Raw genomic sequence first — 21,326 nt, 5'->3', positions numbered from 1 at the left:
GTATCAGCGAATCTGAAAGAAATTTCAACGCGGCTCGACGGTGACCCAGTAGCCGGTCAAGCGGCTGACGGTCACCGGCAGGGTTTCCTGCAACAGGCGCAGGCTGGCATCGGTATCACGCAGGGGGAATGCGCCGGAAACGGTCAACCCCGCCACACCGGGGTGGCAACGCAACACGCCGGCACGGTAGCGCCCCAGTTCGTCGAGCAAATCCGCCAGGCGCATATGCTGGGCCAGCAGCATGCCGTTCTCCCAGGTCATGGCGCTGACATCCAGCGGCCCAACCGCCGCCACGCTGTTGTTGCCAAATGCGCTCTGCTCACCGGCCTTGATGATCAACCCACGCTCGGCGTGGGTAGGCAGCATCTCCACCGCGCCTTCGATCACGGCCACGCGGCTGCTGTGCTCACCGACACGCACGCTGAAGTGCGTGCCCAGCGCACGGGCGGTGCCGTGGCGGGTTTGTACGATAAACGGACGATGGCTTGGCGCAGGGTCCTTGGCGGTGGTGATCATCACTTCGCCTTGCAGCAGTTCAATGCGCCGTACCTGATCGGTGAAGCCGATATTCAACGAGCTGGCGGTGTTGATCAGCAGGCGCGTACCGTCAGGCAAGGTCAAATTGCGTTGCTCGCCGATGGCGGTGCGCTGGTCGGCCGCCCACGACTGCCAGGGCTTTTGCTGCAAGGCCAGCCACGTCGCCGGACCTGCCAGCAGCAACAACCCCAATGCCTGGCGCCGGCCAAGGGATTTTTTGCGGCCGATACGCTTGAGGGTGTCGCCGGCAATCGCACTCGGCACGCTGTTGAAGTCCCCCAGAATCGCCTGCGCACGCTGCCAGGCCTGCGCGTGCTGGGCGCTGCGGCCTTGCCATTGGGCGATGGCGCGGTGGTCTTCGTCGGTCGCGCTGCCGGACTGCAACTGCACCATCCAGTCGGCGGCTTCGCCCAGGATCAGCGGGTCAATCGACGGGTTCATGCCACGCTCAGGCAGGCGAGGAAAGCATCGCGCATATAGCGTTTGACCGACACCAGCGACACCTTCAACTCATCGGCAATCTGCTGGTACGTCAGGCCATCGAGCTGCGACATCAGGAACGCCTGGCGGGTTTTCTCGGGCAAGTCGCGCAGCATGGCTTCGATACGGTACAGCGCTTCGAGAATCAGCCAGCGGGTTTCCGGCGACGGCACTTGCTGCTCGGGCAAGTGGGCGATGGTTTCCAGGTAGGCGCGTTCGACCTCCTGACGACGCCAACTGTCGATCATCAGGCCCTTGGCAATATGAGTGAGCAACGCCCGTGGCTCGCTGCCAAAACCGGCGCAGCTCTGGCGACTCAGCAACCGCACGAAGGTGTCGTGAGCCAGGTCGGCCGCATCGCTGGCATTGCCCAGTTTGCGGTCGAGCCAGCGGTACAACCATCCGTGGTGTTCGCAGTACAGCGCCTGAATAGGCAGGTTGAGGGGGGACGACATGCGAGTCACCGGCACCAAGGCCACGGAGTAATTAAGAATTGATCGCATTCTAGTCTGGGTGACGGACCTCAGCAATGTGCAATTTAATGTTATAGGATAACATCCACTTTCCACCCAGCCCTGCGACCACACCCATGACCGATGCTGTTCCCCTCCGTCAACGCCTGCTCTCCATCGACGCCCTGCGCGGCCTGGTGATCCTGTTCATGCTGCTCGACCACGTTCGCGAAACCTTCCTGCTGCACCGTCAGGTCGGCGACCCGATGAGCATCGACAACACCGAACCTGCGCTGTTTATCAGCCGCACCCTCGCCCACCTGTGTGCGCCGGTGTTTGTCTTGCTCACGGGGTTATCCGCGTTTTTGTACGGCCAGAAATACCAGGGCCGCCGCGATGTGTCGGCGTTCCTGTTCAAGCGCGGGTTGTTCCTGGTGGTGCTGGAATTCACCCTGGTCAACTTCGCGTGGACCTTCCAGCTCCCACCGAGCGTGATCTACATGCAAGTAATCTGGGCGATTGGCATCAGCATGATCGCCCTCGCCGCCCTCGTGTGGCTGCCGCGCCCGCTGCTGATCATCGTGGCGCTGGTGATCATCGGCGGGCACAACCTGCTGGATGGCGTGCACTTTGCTTCAGGTTCGGCGCTGCAGAATCTGTGGGCAATCCTGCATGAACGCAGTTGGATCGACGTGTCCGCCGACCTGCGCTTGCGCACTACCTATCCGGTGTTGCCGTGGATCGGTGTGATTGCACTGGGCTACAGCATCGGTCCGTGGTTCGCCAATGCCACCGTGCCTGCAGCGCGCCAGCGCCATCTGTTGCTGGCCGGTGCGGGTTCGTTGATGGGGTTTGTGATGTTGCGTGCGGTCAACGGCTACGGCGAGAAGCCTTGGCAGACGTACGAGAGCGGCGTGCAAACGGTGATGAGCTTTTTCAACGTGACCAAGTACCCGCCTTCGTTGTTGTTCCTTGCGTTGACGTTGGGGATTGGACTGTTGCTGCTGTTGGCGTTTGAACGCGCGGGGCATAAACGTTGGATCGGAGTATTGGCCGTGTTTGGTGCAGCGCCGATGTTCTTTTACCTGCTGCACCTGTATGTGTTGAAAGTGCTGTATGTAGCGTGTGTGGCGGCGTTCGGCCTCAACCATGGCAACTACTTCGGGTTCGACAGCATCGGTGCCGTATGGCTGGCGGCCCTGTTGCTGCCGCTGGTGCTTTACGTGCCAGTGCGCTGGTTTGCCGGGCTGAAGGCGCGTCGACGGGATCTGGCGTGGCTCAAATACCTCTGAGCGTAGATTCAATTGTGGGAGGGGCATTGTGGCGATGCTACAGGCCCTGACTTCGATATCTCCGAGTCAGGATGCTGGCTGAGCACATATCCGTTGCTGCGATAACGGCGGCTTACGGTTTCGCCCTTACGGCGACCGGATTCTTAAGCCGAACTCCGTCCAACTGTGGGAGGGGGCTTGCTCCCGATGAGGGTGTGTCAGTTGATGCAGCTGTGACTGACCCACTGCCATCGGGAGCAAGCCCCCTCCCACAGTTTGATCTCCATAGATCAGCCAGATAGGTCCTAGCCTGCTGTTCTGCTTTTGCTCTGCTTTTGCTCTGGCCCTTACATCCTTTTCGCTGACGAAGTCAGCGGTCTTTTGATCTGCGCTTTTGATCTTGATCTCAGGCGCCCCGTCAAACACGCTGGCCGAACGCAGGCTTGAATCCGTGGGTAACCCGGCAGGACGCCGGGTTAGCCGCGCTGGGCCATGGATGGCCCATCGCGGCGGCCCACGGATTCAAGCCGGAGTGAGGGCACACCGAGCCTAGGCGAGGTGCCGAGTGTTGGGGCAAGAGCCCTTTGGTTACTTTGGGGCTCTTTTCCAAAGTGACCCGCCGTAAGGGCGGAACCAATACCCGCCGTGACCGCAGAAACGGATATGCACACCAACAAACCGCCATCGAAAGCAAACCTCGCCCCACATTTTTAACCGCGTTACGCCAATTCCGCTCGCAGTTGACGCGCCGCAGTGACCATATGAATCAGCGCCGCCTCAGTCTCCGGCCAGCCGCGCGTCTTCAAGCCGCAATCCGGGTTCACCCACAACCGCTCGGCCGGGATCCGCTTGGCTGCCTTGCGCAGCAGGTTAGCCATTTCCGATGCATCGGGCACCCGTGGCGAGTGGATGTCGTAGACTCCCGGGCCGATGTCATTCGGGTAGGCGAAGGCTTCAAACGCGTCCAGCAACTCCATATCCGAACGTGAGGTTTCGATGGTGATCACATCGGCATCCATCGCTGCGATGGACTCGATCACATCGTTGAACTCGCTGTAGCACATGTGGGTATGGATCTGGGTGTCGTCACGCACGCCAGAGGCGCACAGGCGGAACACTTCGGTGGCCCAATCCAGGTAGCGCTGCCACTGTGCCTGGCGCAACGGCAGGCCTTCGCGAAACGCGGCTTCGTCGATCTGCACGATCTTGATGCCAGCGGTTTCCAAATCCACCACTTCATCACGAATCGCCAGGGCCAGTTGGCGGGCCTGCACTTCACGGCTCACGTCTTCGCGGGGGAACGACCACATCAGCATGGTCACCGGACCGGTCAGCATGCCTTTCATGACCTTGTGGGTCAGGCCTTGGGCATAGCGGATCCACTCCACGGTCATCGCCTTCGGACGGCTCAGGTCGCCGAAAATTACGGCTGGTTTCACGCAACGCGAACCGTAGCTCTGGACCCAGCCGAAGCGCGTGAAAACGTAGCCATCCAGTTGCTCGGCGAAGTACTCGACCATGTCGTTACGTTCAGCTTCACCATGCACCAGCACATCCAGGCCGAGGTTTTCCTGCACTTCGACGGCGTGCCTGATTTCGCTGTGCATCGCTTCGACGTATTCGGCCTCGCTCAACTTGCCAGCCTTGTATGACTGGCGCGCCAGGCGAATCGAGGCTGTTTGCGGGAACGAACCGATGGTGGTGGTCGGGAACAACGGCAGTTTGAGGCCAGCGCGCTGTTGCTCGATACGCTGGGCAAACAGCGAGTGGCGCTGGCTGTCCTTGTCAGTAATAGCGGCAACACGTGCCTGGACGGCCGGTTTGTGGATTCTTGGCGAAGCGGCACGTGCGGCCTGCACGGTGCGGCTGTGCGTCAGAGCAGCAAGCACGTTGGGCGCTTCAGGTTGGTTGACCGCCTGGGCCAACACCGCCACTTCGGCGCACTTCTGCACAGCGAAGGCCAGCCAGCTTTTCAACTCGGCATCCAGCTTGTCTTCACGGCCCAGGTCCACCGGGCTGTGCAGCAGCGAGCAGGACGGCGCCACCCAAAGGCGATCACCGAGTTTTTCATGAGCATGCTGCAAGGTCGCCAGGGCGTTTTCCAGGTCGCAGCGCCAGACGTTACGGCCGTTCACTACCCCCAGGGACAGCACCTTGTACGCCGGCAGACGGTCGAGGATGGTCGGGTACTGTTCCGGCGCCCGTATCAGGTCGATGTGCAGGCCATCCACTGGCAGGTTCGCGGCCAGGCCGAGGTTCTCTTCCAGACCACCGAAGTAGGTCGCCACTAGCTTTTTCAGTGGGTCGCGCTGGATCAGGTTATAGGCGCGTTCGAAAGCGTTTTTCCACTCTTGTGGCAGGTCGAGCACCAGGATCGGCTCGTCGATCTGTACCCATTCCACGCCCAGGTCCGCCAGGCGTTGGAAGATCTGGCCATACAACGGCAGCAGGCGCTCCAGCAGATCAAGCTTGTCGAAGTCGCCGCCCTTGGCCTTGCCCAGCCACAGGTACGTCAACGGGCCAATCACCACCGGCTTGACGGTGTGGCCCAGCTCGAGAGCTTCCTGCACTTCTTCGAAGAGTTGATCCCAGCCCAGATGGAAGTGCTGGTCGACGCTGAATTCAGGCACCAAGTAGTGGTAGTTGGTATCGAACCACTTGGTCATTTCCTGGGCGTGGGCACCGCCGCAGCAGTTGTCGCTGACACCCCGCGCCATACCGAACAGGGTTTGCAGGGTGGCCTTGCCATCCGCCGGGCGAAAGCGCTCAGGGATCACGCCGAACATCAGCGAGTGAGTCAGCACCTGGTCGTACCAGGCGAAATCGCCAGCGGGCAGCAACTCAATACCGGCCTGCTTCTGCAACGCCCAATGGGTCTTGCGCAGGTCACGGCCAACGGCGCGCAGGCCGTCCTCGTCGAGCTCACCCTTCCAGAACGCTTCCTGCGCTTTTTTCAGTTCACGATCGCGTCCAATGCGCGGAAATCCCAGGGAATGAGCGACAGCCATGACTTACAACTCCAATGTCGTTATGTATGGCAGTCATTGTCGGGAATTGATCATAGTGAGACAAACTCATTCTATTTTAGATCAGCACAAGTTTCGCTCATGTTGAGGCTTGCCTTTAGCCGACACGGCACTCATTCATTGCGGGTACTATGCTCGCAAACAATACATTCAAATGAGCACCCATGATCAAAGCCAGCCTGCGCAGTCACCTGACCTTATGGTTTGCCGGTTTATCCCTGCTCACCTTGCTGAGCGTGGGCTTTTATGTGGGGCATATCGCAACTGGGCAGATGAAGCAGGCCAGCGGCGTTGCTTTGTTGAGCACAGCGCGCTCCACGGCTGCGCTGTTGGCCGTGCAACTGCGCGAGCGTCAGCTGGAAGTGACCCTGCTCAGCAAAGCGCCGCTGTTTCGCAAGGGTGACTTGAACGAGCCGGACATCCTCACGCTGATGGAGCTGCGCACCCAGTCTCGCGCCGAGTACGCGTGGATGGGCGTCGCCGATGCCGACGGCCGTGTGCGCCAGGCGGTGAATGGGCTGCTGGTGAATCAATCTGTCAGCCAGCGCCCATGGTTCCAGGCCGGTCTGCTTGGCGAGTACACCGGCGATCCCCATGAGGCGGTGCTGCTGGCCAAGTTGCTGCCAGGGGCGGCCAACGGCGAGCTGTTGCGTTTTATTGATTTCGCCGAGCCTATCCGTAACGCCAAGGGCGAGACCATCGGCGTGCTGGGGGCCCATGCGCACTGGCGCTGGGTGACGCAAATCGTCGATTCGGCAGTGATGCAGAAGGACGCCATCCCTGATATCGAGGCGCTGATTGTCGACTTCGACGGCAAGGTGCTTTATCCCGAACTGCTGGCCGGCGAGCAGATGCCTAAAGACAAGCTGGTCACGCCTTCCGGCTGGTCCACGGCGGACGGTTTTGTGACCGCTTCGGTCGCGGTGCCCAGCCCCTCCAACGCAAAAATGACTTGGTACATCATGGTGCGCCAGCCGTTGGATGTGGCCCTGCAACCGGCGCGCACGCTGCTCTACAAACTGCTGATACTCGGTGTACTCGCCGCCGTGGCGTTTATGGTCGCGGCGTATTACCTGGCCTCCTCCCTCAGTCGCCCTATCGAACAACTGGCCAAATCCGCCAAGCAAGTCCAGGAGCACCAGCCCGGCGCCGTGTTTCCACAGGAGCACTCGGTACTGGAAATCGCCCAACTGGGCCGTTCGCTCACCGGCATGACCCAAGCGCTGCTGGCCAAGGAACGCCAGCTGCAGGAAGCCAACGCCTCCCTGGAAGCCACTGTCGCCCAACGCACCGCCGACCTCACCCAGGCCAACGCCGAACTGCTGAAACTGGCCACCCACGATGCCCTCACCGGCGTGTTCAACCGTCGCCGCTTCGATGAAAAACTCGCCGAGAACAGCCTGCTGTTCCAACGCACCGGCCGCACCTTCGCCCTGCTGCTGATCGATGCCGATTACTTCAAGCGCGTCAACGACACCTACGGCCACGCCATTGGCGATGATGTGCTGTGCCAACTCGCCGCGCTGATAGAAAGTACGACGCGCGCCACTGACTTTGTGGCGCGTTATGGCGGGGAAGAATTCGCCGTGCTGCTGCCGGAAGTCGAAGCGCCGGACAGCCCCGACGTGGTCGCCGAAAAAATCCGCGCGGCCGTCGAGGCGGCAGTGTTTCCCACCGTAGGCCGTCTGACCGTAAGCATCGGCGTGGGCGTGGCCGAGCCTTCGGACCGTGACTCCCTGGCACTGCTCAAACGCGCGGACATGTGTTTGTATGAGGCCAAGGCCGCGGGCAGGAACCGGGTGGTTTGAGCACGCCTCCCTCGCCACAGGTACAGTGCCCGCCACGCTATTTCGGACAGGTCCCTACAGGGATGTCATTACCCAAGGCAGTTGTCTTTGGGGCGCAATCAGCTATGAGGTCGAACGCTCAGTGCCCACACAAAGAGTCCCTATGAAGCCCTCCAGCGAAGCCCCTTCGATACGTAGACTGGAAGAACTCCCAGACGAGATCCACACGCTGGAAGCGCAAGCCATTGCCGAAGGGTTCAGGTTCCTCACGCGCCTGATCACAGAGTGGGAAACAGGCGCCAATCGGTTCGAACAACCGGGCGAGTACCTTTTGGGCGTGTTTTACCAGGAGCAACTGATTGCAGTCGGCGGCGTTTCCCGTGATCCCTACGCCGGCTCAACCGTGGGCCGGCTGCGCCGGGTATACGTGACTCCCCAAATGCGAGGGCGAGACGTGGGTAAGGCCTTGGTTCAAGCACTGCTGGATTACGCCACGCTGAAATTCCACGATGTGCGCTTATCTACCGATACACCCGAAGCCGCAGCATTTTATCTGCGCTGCGGTTTTCATCAGATCAGCAATGACACCGCAACGCATGCACGATCACTGAGCGCCCACTCGCGCCTACAGAGGTGAGGCGCTCAGCTGTACTACATCAACGGAATCGAATAACTCACAAACACCCGATTCTGGTCCTGGTCCCGCGCCACTTCACTGCGTGACACGCCGTTACGCCAGCCGAACCCGACGTTCTTGAACGTGCCGCTCTGCACCACGTAATCCAACGAGATGTCCCGCTCCCACTCGCTGGCGTCGTTGCCGCTGGCGGTAAGAATGTGGTCGCCCTTCAGGTACATCACCGAGGCCTTCAGGCCGGGTACACCCAGCGACGCGAAGTCGTAGGCGTACTGGGCAAAGGCGGTGCGCTCACCGGCCTGGATGAAGGTCTGCACGGTACGGTCGGTGTAGAGGTACAGGCTGGCACCGCCCTCGCCTTTGTTCACCAGGCCGCCCTGGTTGAGTTGGGCGAAGTTACTGTCGTCCGAGACTTGCTGGTAGCCGGCGGTGATCGCGTGCGGGCCCAGGGAGTAGATGAACGCGGCGCTCCAGGTGTTGTTGTCGATTTCACCGTTGCCGTTCTTGGTATAGCCGCCCAGCTTGTAGCCCTCGGCACGGCCGGCAGCACTGCTGTTTTTGCCGTCGGAGCTGGTCTTGAAGTAGCGCAGGTCGGTTTTCAATGAGCCGTATTCGCCCAACGGCAATACGTGGATCAACCCGGCGAAGTGTTGCTGGTAATAGTCTTCGAGATTGGCGTAGTAGTACTGGACCATCAGGTCCTTGGTCAGTTGGTAGTCCGCGCCGGCGTAGGTGAATTTATTGCTTTCCTGGGTACCGCCCGCCGCGGCCAGGCCACTGCGGTCGCTGGAACCGCGACCGGTGGTGTGCTCAAGCTGGCCGCCGACCAGGGTCAGGTTGTCGATGTCCTTGCTGGTGACTTGCCCGCCTTCGAACGACTGCGGCAACAGGCGGCCGTCGTTGCTCACCAGGATCGGCAGGTTCGGGCGCAGGTAGCCGTAGCGCGCTTCGGTCTTGGCAAAGCGTGCCTTGGCGGTCGCGCCGCCACGGGCCCAGTTATCCGTGGCCTTGCCGTCTTCGGTGGGGATCATCGAGCTGCCGACATGGCGCGCGGCGCTGCTGTCGAGGGTCACGCCGAGCATGCCGATGGCGTCCAGGCCAAAACCGACGGTGCCGTCAGTGAAGCCCGACTGGTAGTTGAGGATAAAGGCCTGGCCCCACTCTTCGGTCTTCGACGGTGCCGCCGTGCCGTCGCGGTTGTCGTTATTGAAGTAGAAGTTACGCATGCTCAAGTTGGCTTTGCTGTCGCTCAAAAAGTCAGCAGACGCCAAGGGGCTCAGAGCAATGCCCAGGCTGCCGGTCAATACACTTAATACATTCAACGTGGCTTTCATCAGGACGAACTCCGGCGCGGAATCCAAGTTCCGGGCGCAAAAAATGGGCAGCAGGATACCGTCGGCCAAACGTGACGTTGGCCGGGGCATTAACGGTTGTTCAGTTACTTAGTTGTTAGCTAGTTGAGTGAAGTGAAACCTCCGTAAACCTCAGTCAATCAATCCATGAGCGTCATAAAACGGGTACGGCCCCGGGTAATCCCCGAACACGCCGTTGTGGCTGATCAAGCCGTGTTGCGCATCCCAGCGATGCAACAAATACCCCGCCGGTTCCAGGTTGAAATGCGCGGGCGCGGCGTCTTGCAGGTCCAGCACAATCTGATGGGAGGTGCCGGGGCACACACAACTCAAGCTGCCGCCAAAGCGTCGCTGCATCGGCCGGTGCAGGTGCCCGCACAGCAGGCGTTCCACTTGCGGGTGGCGCGCCACGACGCGCTCCAGTGCGGCGGCATTGATAAAGGGTTCGCGGTCCATATGGCCGATGCCGCTGATAAACGGCGGATGGTGCAGGATCAGCAACGTCGGCGCGTCCGGGCGGCGTGCCAGTTGCTCGTCCAACCAGTGCAATTGGCTGTCCAGTAGCTGGCCGCCATGCCCACCGGGGATAGTCGAGTCCAGGCCGATCAAGCGCAGCGGATGCTCGTCCACCACCCAGTCCAACGGCCCCTCTGCCGACGACGGCAAATAAGCGTGATCACGGAATGCCTCAAGCAACGGACCGCGTGTGTCGTGATTGCCGGGCACCAGGTAGCACGGCATGTGCAGGCGCGCGAGTTCGGGGTGCAGCACGGCGTATTCATCAGCGCGGCCGAAGTCCACCAGGTCACCGCTGACCACCACGATATCGGGCCGGGGTTGGCTGGCGTTTAAATGGTCGACGGCACGGCGCAGCGCGCCCAAGGTATCGACCACCCCGTACGTCAGGCGCTGGCCGGCTTTAAGGTGCAGGTCGCTGATTTGCGCAACAAGAAACGGACGATTCACAAGCAAACTCTCACGCATTCAGGGTGAACAACATGTGCGGCGCAATCGCCAGGGCGATCGGCGCGCCGACGGCGTACAGGTGGTTGTCGCTGCTGTCCACCAGCAGCGGTTGCGGGCCGCCCACATCCACCAGCAGGCGGCTTTGTGCGCCCTGGAAGAACTGCGCCAATAGATAGCCGTGCAAGTGCCCTTCGCTCTCCATCACCCGCAGGTGTTCGGGGCGGCAGTACACCGTGCTGGGCACGTCGGCGGCCTGCCACGGCAACTCGCCGCCGCAGACTTTCAGGCCATGGGCTGTTCGCGAGGTAACAGCAAATGCATTGAGGTTGCCGACAAAACCGGCGACGAACGCATTGGCCGGTTTCTGGTAGATCTCCCGTGGGCTGGCCAGTTGCGCGACGCGGCCGTGCTCCATCACCAGGATACGATCGCCCAGGGCCATGGCTTCGCCCTGATCGTGGGTGACAAATACCGAGGTGATACCGAGACCGCGCAGCAGTTCATTCAGCTCGCTGCGCAAGCGCTCGCGCAATTGCGCATCCAGGGCGGCCAGCGGTTCGTCCAGCAACAGCACCTTAGGGCGCGGCGCCAAGGCACGGGCCAAGGCCACGCGTTGACGCTGGCCACCGGACAATTCGTGGATGCTGCGCTTGCCATGCTGTTGCAGGCCCACCAGCTCCAGCAGTTCCTCGCAGCGCTTGTTCCGCGCAAGCGGCGCCATGCCGCGAATCTTCAAGCCGTAGACGATATTGCCGGCCACATCGAGGTTGGGAAACAGCGCGTAGTTCTGGAACACCATGCCCACGTCGCGGCGCTCGATGGGCAGACGAGTGACGTCGTCGGTGCCGAAAAAAACCTGGCCCACATCCGGGCGTTCCAAACCGGCAATCAGGCGCAAGGTGGTGGTCTTGCCGCAGCCGGACGGGCCGAGGATCGCCAGGGTTTCACCGCCTTCGACGGTCAGGTTCAGGTCATGCACAGCCACGGTGCCGTCGGCGAACGCCTTGCGACAGCCTTGCAGGCGAATAGTGATAGCGGTCATCGACGCTCTCCACGGGACAAACGAGCGCTGATGGCCTGCAACGCAATCAGCAGCGGCACGATCATCAGCAAAAAGATAAGGGTGTAGGCGCTGGCGATTTCCAGGCGCGCCGAGGCGTAGCTGTCGGCCAGGCCCACGGGCAATGTCTTGGTCATGGGTGTGTGGAGCATCCAGGTCAGGTTGAATTCGCCCAACGACAAGGTCACCACCATCAGCACGCCAGCGAGAATCCCCGCCCGGCAGTTGGGCACCACCACGCTGAAAAAGCGCTTGATCGGCCCGGCGCCCAGACTGGCCGCTGCCTCTTCCAGCACCGGCAGTTGCTGGCGTTGCATCACCGCCATCACCGGACGTACCAGGAACGGCAAGGTGAACAACACATGGCCCACCAGGATGAACAACCAGCTGCTGCGAAACGTGCCGAACTGGCCGTAGGTGAGCAGCAACGCCAGCGCACTGGCCAACCCCGGCATCGCCACCGGCAACACCATCAGTTCTTCGAAGGCACGGCTGAAGCGGTTGTTCATGCACACCAGCGCATAGGCCGCCGGTACGCCGATCACGCAGACACACACCGCGCACGCCAGCGCCAATTGCAACGACAGCCATACGGTGGGCGAGTAGGCCTGCCATACCTGGATCAACCAGTCGAAGGTCAGGCCGCTGGACAGGCCGACGAAGAAATTGCGCGTCAACCCGGCCAGCAACGACATCAGCACCGGCACCAACATGAATGCGCACACCAGCAAGGTAAACAGCAGTTGAATCACGAACAGCGATGAGCGCTTCACAAGACAGTCCCCGCATTTTTCACCAGGCGCCGCGTGAGCAATAACACCGCCCAGGTCACCGCGCCGAGCACCACCGACAACGCGGCGGCGACGGCAAAGTTGGCGTAGTTGGTGAACACGTTGTAGATCGCCACCGGGGTCACATTCAGGCGCGTGCCCAAGGTGAACGCGGTGCCGAAGGCGCCCATGGACGTGGCGAAGCAAATCGCGCCGCAGGACGCCAACGCCGGCGCCAGGCCCGGCACGATCACGTCGCACACCACCCGCCAGTGCCCTGCTCCCAGCGAATGCGCGGCCTCTTCCAGGCTGCGGTCGAGGCTTTCGCATGCGGCCATCACCGTGAGGATCACCCGGGGAATCGAGAAGTACAGGTAGCCGACAAACAGCCCGGCCAGCGAGTAGGCAAAGATCCAGCGCTCACCGGCCACTTGCAGGCCCAGGGACGCCAGCAACCCCTGGCGCCCGGCCAACAGGATCACCAGAAAGCCCACCACCACCCCGGGAAACGCCAGAGGAAACGTGAGCAAGGCCACCAACGCCGAGCGCCCGAAAAACTGCTGGCGCGCAAGGAATACGCCGCTGATGCCACCGATCAACAACGCGGTGAACGTCACCACGATCGCCAGCACGCAAGTCTGCGCCAGGCTACCCAGGTACTGCGCGCTACTGAGCACCTGCCAATAGCCGCTGCCGTGACTGTCGCGGCTGTCGGCGCCGAGCACCATCAAGTGCGCCAGCGGCAACAGCCAGAACGCGAACAGCACCGCAAAGGCCGGGGCCAGCGCCCAGGCCGCCTGTTTTGCCGATGCAGCCACTTACTTGACCTCGTTCAGGTAACGGGCGGCGAAGGCTTCCTGCACAGCGGCCATTTTCTGATAGTCCACCACACCGGCGCGGGCGTAATCGCTGTCGGGCAGGAACTGCGCGGCGACGTCGGCCGGCATGGTCACCGGGCGTACGGGGCGCAAGTACGCCTTGGCCCAGAGTGCCTGGCCTTGGTCCGACAGCACGAAGTCCAGCACCTTCTCGCCATTGGCGCGGTGCGGCGCGTTGGCCACCAGACTCATCACATAGGGCACGCTGATGCTGCCTTCCTTGGGGATCACGAAGGCGACGTTGGCGTTGTCTTTGTAGCGGGCGCGGTAGGCGTTGAAATCGTAGTCCACCAGGATCGGCAACTCGCCGGACAGCACCCGCGCATAGGCGGTCTGCTTGGGCACGATGGGGGCGTTTTTCGCCAGCTTCTGGAAGTAGTCGATGGCCGGGGCGAAGTTGTCCAGGTCGCCGCCCATTGCGCGGTTGATCGCCACGGCAGAGACATAACCGACGAAGGCGCTGGACGGGTCCAGGTAGCCGACCATGCCTTTGTATTCAGGCTTGAGCAGGTCGGCCCAGCTTTGCGGCACCGGCAAGCCACCCAATGCATCGACGTTGACCATGATGCCCAAGGTGCCGGAGTGGATCGCAAACCACTGGCCGGCGGGGTCTTTCAACCCGGCGGGGATCTGCTCCCAGCCCTTGGGTTTGTAGCCATCAACCACACCGGCCTTTTGCGCCTGCAAGCCGAAGGTCACGCCGTAATACACCACGTCCGCGACCGGCGCGGCCTTTTCGGCCACCAGTTGCGCCAGGGACTGGCCGGAGTTCTTGTTGTCCAGCGGCACCTGCACACCCGTGTCGGCGGCGATGGCCTTGAGCTGGGTGCCCCAGTCGGCCCAGTCCGGCGGGCAGTTGTAGCAAATAGCCGTGTCGGCGGCCTGGGCCAGGCTGGCCACACCGCACAGCAGCACGGCTGCCAGGGTTTTACTGAATGCGCGCATCAAGGGACTCCTCAAAGGGTTGGGTACTTTCGCCCGGCCGGATATGGCAAGGCAGGCAATGGGAAACCGGGGCATTCCCGGCGATCTGCGCCAGCAGTTGATCAATCACCGTGCTGGCCAGCAGCGCGATGGGCTGCACCACGCTGCACAGGGTCGGGTGCATCTGGGTGCCGAGGGCGATGCCGTCAAAGCCCATCACCGACAACTGCCCGGGTACATTCCAGGCATTGCGGCGCAGCTCGGCGATCAGGCTGATAGCCAGGAAATCGTTGGAACACACCAGCGCGCTGGGGGCGTCGGGGCCGTTGAGGTACGGCTGGATGGCAGCGAATTCGGCCTGGGTATGCGCGGGCATTTCGATCACCGCGCGGCTTTTGAGGCCGTATTCCTTCATCGCATCGCAGTAACCGGCATAGCGCAGGCGTGCGCGGTCGGACTGCAAGGCGGGGCCGGCGACCATGCTGATGCGTCGATGACCGGCCTCCAGCAAGTAGCGCGTGGCCAAGGCCATGCCCGCGCGGTTGTCCACCGAAACGGCGCTGTAGTTGGGGTTGCTCGGTTGGTGATAGGCCAGCACGAACGGGGTTTGTTCGGTATTCAGGCTGCTGAGCACGCTGTTGCTTTCGGCATCGGTGACCGTCAGCACCAGGCCATCGACGCGCTGGCGCAGCAGTTCTTCCACCACAATGCACTCGCGCTCGCTGCTGTAGTCGGTGGTCGCCAGCACCAGGCTGTAGCCACGCAACCGCGCGGCACGCTCCATGGCCTGGAACTGCTCGGCGAACACCGGGTTGAGCAGGTTGGGCACTACCACGCCAATCAATTGGGTGGTTTGCAGGCGCAGTTGGCGGCCGAGCAGGTTGGGCCGAAACCCCAACTCACGGGCGGCGGCGAACACCTGCTCACGGGTCGCCGGGCGCACCTGCTCGGGAGAGGCAAAGGTGCGGGCGGCAGTGGCGCGGGATACGCCAGCCAGCCGCGCAACGTCTTTCAGGTCAGTCATGTTTACTCGCTTGAGATCGATCTCATTGGCGAGGACAGTAACGGGGGAATGTGGCAGGAAGGTGGTGGGGAGATGACGGTTTGATGTCAGCCAAGCCCCGACACGCTCTAATGTCAGGTGATCGCATGTAGCAGTTGCCGAGCTGCAAGCGAGGCTGCGTCAGGCGCGCTGCCGATTCAGACTCGAGTCGCGGCGGACGCTGCCTCGCCGGGGCTCGACAGCTGCTACAAATTTGCGCGGTGTTGGATAGGACGGTGTCTACGTGCGACCGCGCTGAAAGCAGGCAAACCTGCTGACTTTGTCCGTCGGTCCTCGTCAGGCACGAATCACCAGGCCCTCCTCAGCCGCGATCGCCAGGATGTCTTTGGCTGAAACGTTGAGCCACGTATCTGCATCAGGCGCTCCTACCGACGCCAACCATAATCCGACCATCTGATAACCCAAGGCATACCCCAGCCATCGAGGCTTGTCGCCGGTGCCAAAAAACCAGGCGCTGTGATCGTAGTACGTCGCCTCAAGCTCGCTAAGGTGTGCAGGAAAACGCCTGAGCGCTTCAAGGCTGAACGCCCTCTCCCACGCCTCGGCTTCGCTGCCCAGCACATGCTGTACAAACCTGCCTGCCAGGCCTTCGCTGACCAGCGCCTCCCCCAGCGTCCAGCCATACCCCGGCCCAGCCATGCGCAGGCAATGATGCACCTCATGCACCACATGTCGACTCATTGCGCCGCCTTCGAGGCTCGTGGCGAAATTTGGGTTATCGGGGTCCAGGGTCAGGGAGAACATCGTGCTGCGATAAGCGCGACCAACCAGGCCCAACTCCGGGATGGTTTCGCCGGGCAGCCGTTGAATCAGTACATCCAAGCGTGGTGGTGGCATCACTTGGGAAATCCCCCGGTAGGCGACATCGAACGCTTGCATCAATGCCTTGCGATGCGTGGCCAGGGAGCCCGAAGCTTCCAGCCAGTGCAGTGTCCATGCGTCCATTCTCACCTCTCGTCATCCCAACGTTGTGTCGTCACCCGAGTGGCTGATCATACCCACGAGCTGTCACATTGGCAGGTCAGATTAAAAGCGGCGCAGCAAAATCCGCCGGCTAACCTTTCGATTCGATCCAAGTGCGGGCACAATGCGTGTCCTTTTTTGGCAGGCACCGCCGCAGGCTCTCAAAAATGATCAAAACGCCGTACTACCTCATCGATAAACAGAAGCTTCTGGTCAACATGCAGAAGATTGCTTACGTGCGCGAGCAGTCCGGCGCCAAGGCCCTGCTGGCGCTCAAGTGCTTTGCCACGTGGTCGGTGTTCGACCTGATGCAGGAATACATGGACGGCACCACCTCGTCGTCGCTGTATGAGTTGAAGCTCGGTCGCCAGAAGTTCGAAGGTGAGGCGCACGCCTACAGCGTGGCCTGGGCCGATGATGAAATCGAAGAGATGCTCGATAACTGCGACAAGATCATCTTCAACTCCATCAGCCAGCTGCAGCGTTTTGCTGAGCGCAGTGAAGGCAAGACCCGCGGCCTGCGCGTCAACCCGCAAGTGAGCAGCTCCGACTACCTGCTGGCTGACCCGGCGCGTCCATTCAGCCGCCTGGGCGAATGGGACCCGGTGAAGATCGAAGGCGTGATCGAGCAGATCTCCGGCTTCATGTTCCACAACAACTGCGAGAACGGCGATTTCAACCTGTTCGACCAGATGCTGAACACCATCGAAGAACGCTTCGGCGCGCTGCTGCACAAGGTCAACTGGGTCAGCCTCGGCGGCGGCATCCACTTCACCGGTGAAGGCTATGCCATCGACGCCTTCTGCCAGCGCCTCAAGGCGTTCTCGCAGAAGTACGACGTGCAGGTCTACCTGGAACCCGGCGAAGCGGCGATCACCAACAGCGCCTCCCTGGAAGTCACCGTGCTCGACACGCTCTACAACGGCAAAAACCTCGCCGTCGTGGACAGCTCCATCGAAGCCCACCTGCTGGACCTGCTGATCTACCGCCTCAACGCCAAACTGGCGCCGAGCGACGGTGAACACACCTACATGGTGTGCGGCAAATCCTGCCTGGCCGGGGACATCTTCGGCGAGTATCAATTTGATCGTCCGCTGGCCATCGGCGATCGGCTGTCGTTCATCGACACCGCGGGCTACACCATGGTCAAGAAAAATTGGTTCAACGGCCTGAAAATGCCGTCCATCGTAGTGAAACAACTCGACGGTACAGTCGAAGTGGTTCGTGAATTTGGTTACGACGACTACCTGTCCAGCCTTTCGTAAGCTGGCGGATATAGGAGAAATAAAGCAATTGAAAAAGAACGTTCTTATCATTGGTGCAGGAGGTGTCGCCAAGGTGGTGGCCCACAAGTGCGCGCAGCACAACGACGAACTCGGTCGTATTGCTATCGCGTCGCGCAACATCTCCAAATGCCAGGCCATCATCGACAGCGTCAAGGCCAAGGGTAGCCTCAAGGTTCCCGCCGACATCCAGGCCTTCGCGCTGAACGCCCTGGACGTGGAAGCGACCAAGGCCCTGATCCGCGAGACTGAATCGCAGATCGTCATCAACGTGGGTTCCGCGTTCCTCAACATGTCGGTACTGCGTGCCTGCATCGACACGGGCGTTGCGTACCTCGACACCGCCATCCACGAAGAGCCGGGCAAGGTCTGCGAGACCCCACCGTGGTACGGCAACTACGAATGGAACCACCTGGAAGAGTGCAAACAGAAGAACATCACCGCCATCCTTGGCGTGGGCTTCGACCCGGGTGTCGTCAACGCGTATGCCGCGCTGGCGCAGCAACAGCATTTCGACCGCATTGATTCGATCGACATCCTCGACGTCAATGCCGGCTCCCATGGCAAATACTTCGCCACCAATTTCGATCCGGAAATCAACTTCCGCGAATTCACCGGGCAGGTGTGGAGCTGGCAGAACAGCCAGTGGACCAGCAACACCATGTTCGAAGTCAAACGTACCGACGACCTCCCGGTCGTGGGTTCGCAGAACCTCTACCTCACCGGCCACGATGAAGTGCACTCGCTGTCGAAAAACCTCGACGTGCCCAACGTGCGTTTCTGGATGAGCTTCGGCGAACACTACATCAACGTGTTCACCGTGCTGAAAAACCTCGGCCTGCTCTCCGAGAAGCCGGTCACCACCGCCGAAGGCCTGGAAGTGGTGCCGTTGAAAGTGGTCAAGGCCGTGCTGCCCGACCCGTCTTCGCTGGCTCCGGGCTACACCGGCAAGACCTGCATCGGCGACCTGGTCAAAGGCACCAAGGACGGCCAGCCGCGCGAGATGTTCATCTACAACGTAGCGGATCACGAAGAAGCCTACGTTGAAACCGACAGCCAGGGCATCTCCTACACCGCAGGCGTTCCACCGGTAGCCGCAGCGCTGCTGGTAGCCCGTGGCGAGTGGGATGTGAAACACATGGCCAACGTCGAGGAACTGCCGGCTGAGCCGTTCCTCAAGGCGCTGGACGTGATGGGCTTGCCGACTCGGATCAAGGACGAGCACGGTGATCGAGCCTGGGATGCGATTGCCTGATAGGCGATAGCTGACCGAACAAAAAAATGCGCCCTCAGGGGCGCATTTTTTGTTTGGGCGGATACCGAGTTCCAAGACACTGAACATCCAATGTGGGAGGGGGCTTGCCCCCGATTGCAGTACATCAGTCACAGCAGCAGTGACTGACACACCGTAATCGGGGGCAAGCCCCCTCCCACATTGGAATTCACAGATGACCGTGTGCACTGCAATTATCGGCAATTTGCACAAAGGTACTGAGTCCTGAACTTAAGGCGTTGAACACAGCCTGCCCGGCGGCTTGAAGATGGACGGGATAGAGCGCCTGAGCTATCTTCAGCCGCCTTATCGACCGCCCCGAAACAGGAAGTTACCGCTTGAGCACGTCGCCCCTATTGCGAGGCCGCAGCTTCGCCCTCCTCGCCGGCATCACCTTCATTGCTATGGACCAGCTTGTGAATCTCTGGGCCCTGGTTTCACTGCAGGCCAACAGCTTCAAAATCGGCTCAAACCCGATCAACTTTGCGTTGGAGCTAAGCCTCAACCCTGGCGCATTCCTGAGCCTGGGCGCCGCTTTGCCACCACAGGTCAAACAACTGATCTTTATCGTCGGCGTGGCCGTTGTGGTGGCCTGGGCGATGGGGTGGTCCCTCTCCAACTGGAACCAGCCGCTGCGTAAAGTCTTGCCGCTGTACGCCATCGCCTTGGGTGGCATCGCCAACCTGATCGACCGGGTGTTTCGCGACGGCCATGTGGTTGATTACATGGTCCTGAACGTCGGGCCAGCGCATACCGGGGTGTTCAATATTGCGGATATCGCAATTACTGTCGGCGCGCTGTACCTGCTGATCGACCTGTTCGTGAAGCCGCGTAAAGCCTAGGCGTATCAGTATTTCTCCCCCTCATCGCCTCGAATTTCAGCGGCGAGGGCCAGGGCAATCGCCTTGGCTTTCACGATGCTCTCATCGCTGTATACAAACGAAATTTGGCCACGGCGATAATCGAAATAGTAATCCTGCTGCGTGGTGGGAGAGGTCCAGTACGCCGTTTGGTTACCGCTGATGGAGATCGTCGCTCCTGTCGTGGGATTAACGGCAGTCACTTCGTCCTGCAACAGGAGGGACGGGTCACCGGCACACACGTCACGCCATTCTTCAGGCGTTATTGCATTGCTTTCGACACGGGCGATATGGAGTTCATAGGCCATACAGACATCCATCTGAGAAAAGGGAAAATTCCTGGGCTGCGGCGGCAGCGTAGCATTGGATGACGCCCCTCCAGCGGCATGACATCCAGATCAGCGTTCCCACGCGCGTGGGAACGCTCTCAAAACACCGACCACCCAATCCGCTCACTCAACAACTCCAACGCCTTGATCCCCGCCAGTGAGTTCCCCGCCGCGTTCAACTCCGGCGACCACACGCACACGGTAAATTGCCCCGGCACCACCGCGACAATGCCGCCGCCGACCCCGCTCTTGCCCGGCAAGCCCACGCGATAAGCAAAATTCCCCGCCTCGTCATACAGCCCGCTGGTGGCCATGATCGAGTTGACTTGCTTGGTCTGGCGCGCGGTGAGGATCTGTTCGCCGCTGTGGGCACTCGTGCCCTCGTTGGCGAGGAAGCTGAACGCCTTGGCCAAGTCCAGGCAGCTCATCTGCAAGGCGCAGTAGTTGAAGTAGCTATGCAGTACAGCATCCACGTCGTTGTGGAAGTTGCCGAAGGATTTCATCAAGTAGGCCATGGCCGCGTTGCGCGCGCCGTGCTGGGCTTCGGAGTCGGCGACGACGCTGTTGACCAGGATCTGCGGGTTTCCCGACAGGCGCCGCACGAAGTCGCGCATCGACAGGATCGGCACCGCAAAGCGTGATTGGTTGATGTCGCAGATCACCAGCGCACCGGCATTGATGAAGGGGTTACGCGGGCGACCGCGTTCGAACTCCAGTTGCACCAACGAGTTGAACGGTTGCCCCGACGGCTCGTGGCCCAAGCGTTCCCAGATGGATTCGCCGCCATGGTCGATGGCCTGCACCAGGCTGAACACCTTGGAAATGCTCTGCACCGAGAACAGCGTATCGGCATCTCCGGCGCGGTAGGCCGAACCGTCGTTGCCATACACGGCGATGCCCAGTTGGTTGGCCGGTACATCGGCCAGCGCGGGAATGTAGTCGGCGACTTTGCCGAGGCCGATCAGTGGGCGCACTTCGTCGAGGATCGACTCCAGCAGCGCCTGCATGTCTTGTCCTGTCATCTGTCTTTGAATCAGTGGAAAGCGGGGTGCGGAGGATACTTCAATGGGCGCGGAAGCCCCACACAATCTCCACAACCCGCTCGGCCACCACCAGATAAACCAGGATCAACAACAGCTGCAATGCCAAGTGATAACGCAGCTTGGCCAGCCGGCGAATGCCGTCGCTGACGTTCAACAGCATCAACACCGTGGACAGGATGATCAGCCCCCAGCCCGCCACGTTTGACGCGAACATGCCAATAAAGAGTTCACGTTGCCCGAGCAGCGTATTGGTGCCCGCCGCGAACAGCAGCGCGCACACCAGCAGGTTTTTAACATTGTCGAAGATCTGAGTGCTCAGGTCATTTTCCAGCAGGGCCACATACCGCTTCCATAACGTGTGCATGAGTCATT

20 protein-coding genes are annotated in these 21,326 nt (G+C 61.0%); 6 read left to right on the top strand and 14 right to left on the bottom strand.

Annotated elements, in window-relative coordinates; all coding sequences use genetic code 11:
- Window positions 1-24: 24 nt before the first annotated feature.
- Both G9Q84_RS23300 and G9Q84_RS23295 read right to left on the bottom strand, forming a co-directional pair.
- A complete protein-coding gene (locus tag G9Q84_RS23300) occupies window positions 25-978 on the bottom strand; it encodes a FecR domain-containing protein (RefSeq protein WP_181644170.1) in 954 nt (317 codons plus the stop codon).
- Window positions 975-1,472 carry a sigma-70 family RNA polymerase sigma factor gene (locus tag G9Q84_RS23295; protein ID WP_095184486.1) on the bottom strand — a complete coding sequence of 166 codons (498 nt, stop codon included), beginning with the start codon at window positions 1,470-1,472 and terminating at the stop codon, window positions 975-977. Before G9Q84_RS23295 ends, G9Q84_RS23300 begins: the two co-directional genes overlap by 4 nt.
- 134 nt (window positions 1,473-1,606) lie before the next feature.
- On the opposite strand from G9Q84_RS23295, the gene G9Q84_RS23290 reads away from it, so the two are divergent.
- Entirely contained in the window at window positions 1,607-2,761 is a 1,155-nt protein-coding gene (locus G9Q84_RS23290; protein ID WP_181644169.1) for an acetyltransferase domain-containing protein, read from the top strand.
- 698 nt (window positions 2,762-3,459) lie between these two features.
- On the opposite strand, the gene metE is transcribed toward G9Q84_RS23290, so the two are convergent.
- Window positions 3,460-5,748, bottom strand: a complete 2,289-nt coding sequence (gene metE, locus G9Q84_RS23285; RefSeq protein WP_181644168.1) for a 5-methyltetrahydropteroyltriglutamate--homocysteine S-methyltransferase — start codon at window positions 5,746-5,748, stop codon at window positions 3,460-3,462.
- Between the two features lie 182 nt (window positions 5,749-5,930).
- Between metE and G9Q84_RS23280 the strand changes: the two genes are divergently transcribed.
- Complete coding sequence (locus tag G9Q84_RS23280; protein ID WP_122681248.1) at window positions 5,931-7,574, top strand: sensor domain-containing diguanylate cyclase; 1,644 nt, start codon at window positions 5,931-5,933, stop codon at window positions 7,572-7,574.
- Between the two features lie 142 nt (window positions 7,575-7,716).
- Complete coding sequence (locus G9Q84_RS23275; protein ID WP_181644167.1) at window positions 7,717-8,190, top strand: GNAT family N-acetyltransferase; 474 nt, start codon at window positions 7,717-7,719, stop codon at window positions 8,188-8,190.
- Between the two features lie 14 nt (window positions 8,191-8,204).
- Here the strand turns inward: G9Q84_RS23275 and G9Q84_RS23270 are convergent, their stop codons facing one another.
- From G9Q84_RS23270 to G9Q84_RS23235, 8 genes are all read right to left on the bottom strand, one after another.
- Window positions 8,205-9,524, bottom strand: a complete 1,320-nt coding sequence (locus G9Q84_RS23270) for an OprD family porin (protein WP_032890006.1) — start codon at window positions 9,522-9,524, stop codon at window positions 8,205-8,207.
- Window positions 9,525-9,674: 150 nt separating this feature from the next.
- Window positions 9,675-10,508 carry a phosphodiesterase gene (locus G9Q84_RS23265; RefSeq protein WP_099602710.1) on the bottom strand — a complete coding sequence of 278 codons (834 nt, stop codon included), beginning with the start codon at window positions 10,506-10,508 and terminating at the stop codon, window positions 9,675-9,677.
- Window positions 10,509-10,518: 10 nt separating this feature from the next.
- A complete protein-coding gene (locus G9Q84_RS23260; RefSeq protein ID WP_181644166.1) occupies window positions 10,519-11,550 on the bottom strand; it encodes an ABC transporter ATP-binding protein in 1,032 nt (343 codons plus the stop codon).
- The gene (locus G9Q84_RS23255) at window positions 11,547-12,341 is read right to left on the bottom strand and encodes an ABC transporter permease (RefSeq protein ID WP_032889505.1); all 795 of its coding nucleotides are present in this window, start codon (window positions 12,339-12,341) and stop codon (window positions 11,547-11,549) included. Before G9Q84_RS23255 ends, G9Q84_RS23260 begins: the two co-directional genes overlap by 4 nt.
- Window positions 12,338-13,156, bottom strand: a complete 819-nt coding sequence (locus G9Q84_RS23250; RefSeq protein WP_122681249.1) for an ABC transporter permease — start codon at window positions 13,154-13,156, stop codon at window positions 12,338-12,340. Before G9Q84_RS23250 ends, G9Q84_RS23255 begins: the two co-directional genes overlap by 4 nt.
- Window positions 13,157-14,161: an ABC transporter substrate-binding protein gene (locus tag G9Q84_RS23245; protein ID WP_131699895.1), complete on the bottom strand. Its 1,005-nt coding sequence runs from the start codon at window positions 14,159-14,161 to the stop codon at window positions 13,157-13,159.
- On the bottom strand, window positions 14,145-15,164 hold the full coding sequence (locus tag G9Q84_RS23240) for a LacI family DNA-binding transcriptional regulator (RefSeq protein WP_032889511.1): 1,020 nt from the start codon (window positions 15,162-15,164) through the stop codon (window positions 14,145-14,147). Before G9Q84_RS23240 ends, G9Q84_RS23245 begins: the two co-directional genes overlap by 17 nt.
- Window positions 15,165-15,479: 315 nt before the next feature.
- Window positions 15,480-16,148 (bottom strand): DUF2268 domain-containing putative Zn-dependent protease, encoded by a 669-nt coding sequence (locus tag G9Q84_RS23235; protein WP_099602703.1) that lies wholly within the window; start codon window positions 16,146-16,148, stop codon window positions 15,480-15,482.
- Window positions 16,149-16,333: 185 nt separating this feature from the next.
- On the opposite strand from G9Q84_RS23235, the gene G9Q84_RS23230 reads away from it, so the two are divergent.
- The 3 genes from G9Q84_RS23230 (at window position 16,334) to G9Q84_RS23220 (ending at window position 19,564) form a co-directional block, all read left to right on the top strand.
- A complete protein-coding gene (locus G9Q84_RS23230) occupies window positions 16,334-17,431 on the top strand; it encodes a carboxynorspermidine decarboxylase (protein ID WP_074847089.1) in 1,098 nt (365 codons plus the stop codon).
- A gap of 28 nt (window positions 17,432-17,459) precedes the next feature.
- Window positions 17,460-18,704, top strand: coding sequence for a saccharopine dehydrogenase family protein (locus G9Q84_RS23225; RefSeq protein WP_032889518.1), 1,245 nt, complete (start codon window positions 17,460-17,462; stop codon window positions 18,702-18,704).
- 356 nt (window positions 18,705-19,060) lie between these two features.
- Window positions 19,061-19,564 (top strand): signal peptidase II, encoded by a 504-nt coding sequence (locus G9Q84_RS23220; protein ID WP_181644165.1) that lies wholly within the window; start codon window positions 19,061-19,063, stop codon window positions 19,562-19,564.
- A 5-nt stretch (window positions 19,565-19,569) separates the two neighbouring features.
- On the opposite strand, the gene G9Q84_RS23215 is transcribed toward G9Q84_RS23220, so the two are convergent.
- The 3 genes from G9Q84_RS23215 to G9Q84_RS23205 form a co-directional block, all read right to left on the bottom strand.
- On the bottom strand, window positions 19,570-19,890 hold the full coding sequence (locus G9Q84_RS23215; protein WP_233896829.1) for a hypothetical protein: 321 nt from the start codon (window positions 19,888-19,890) through the stop codon (window positions 19,570-19,572).
- A 119-nt stretch (window positions 19,891-20,009) separates the two neighbouring features.
- Window positions 20,010-20,918, bottom strand: a complete 909-nt coding sequence (gene glsB, locus G9Q84_RS23210; protein ID WP_032889526.1) for a glutaminase B — start codon at window positions 20,916-20,918, stop codon at window positions 20,010-20,012.
- 55 nt (window positions 20,919-20,973) lie between these two features.
- Window positions 20,974-21,318 (bottom strand): hypothetical protein, encoded by a 345-nt coding sequence (locus G9Q84_RS23205; RefSeq protein WP_032889529.1) that lies wholly within the window; start codon window positions 21,316-21,318, stop codon window positions 20,974-20,976.
- Window positions 21,319-21,326 lie beyond the last annotated feature (8 nt).

It is taken from the genome of Pseudomonas sivasensis (genome assembly GCF_013778505.1).
Classification (GTDB): Bacteria; Pseudomonadota; Gammaproteobacteria; order Pseudomonadales; family Pseudomonadaceae; genus Aquipseudomonas; species Aquipseudomonas sivasensis.
Note: the sequence above shows the minus strand (reverse complement) of the source record. Positions and strands in the feature narration are given on the sequence as shown.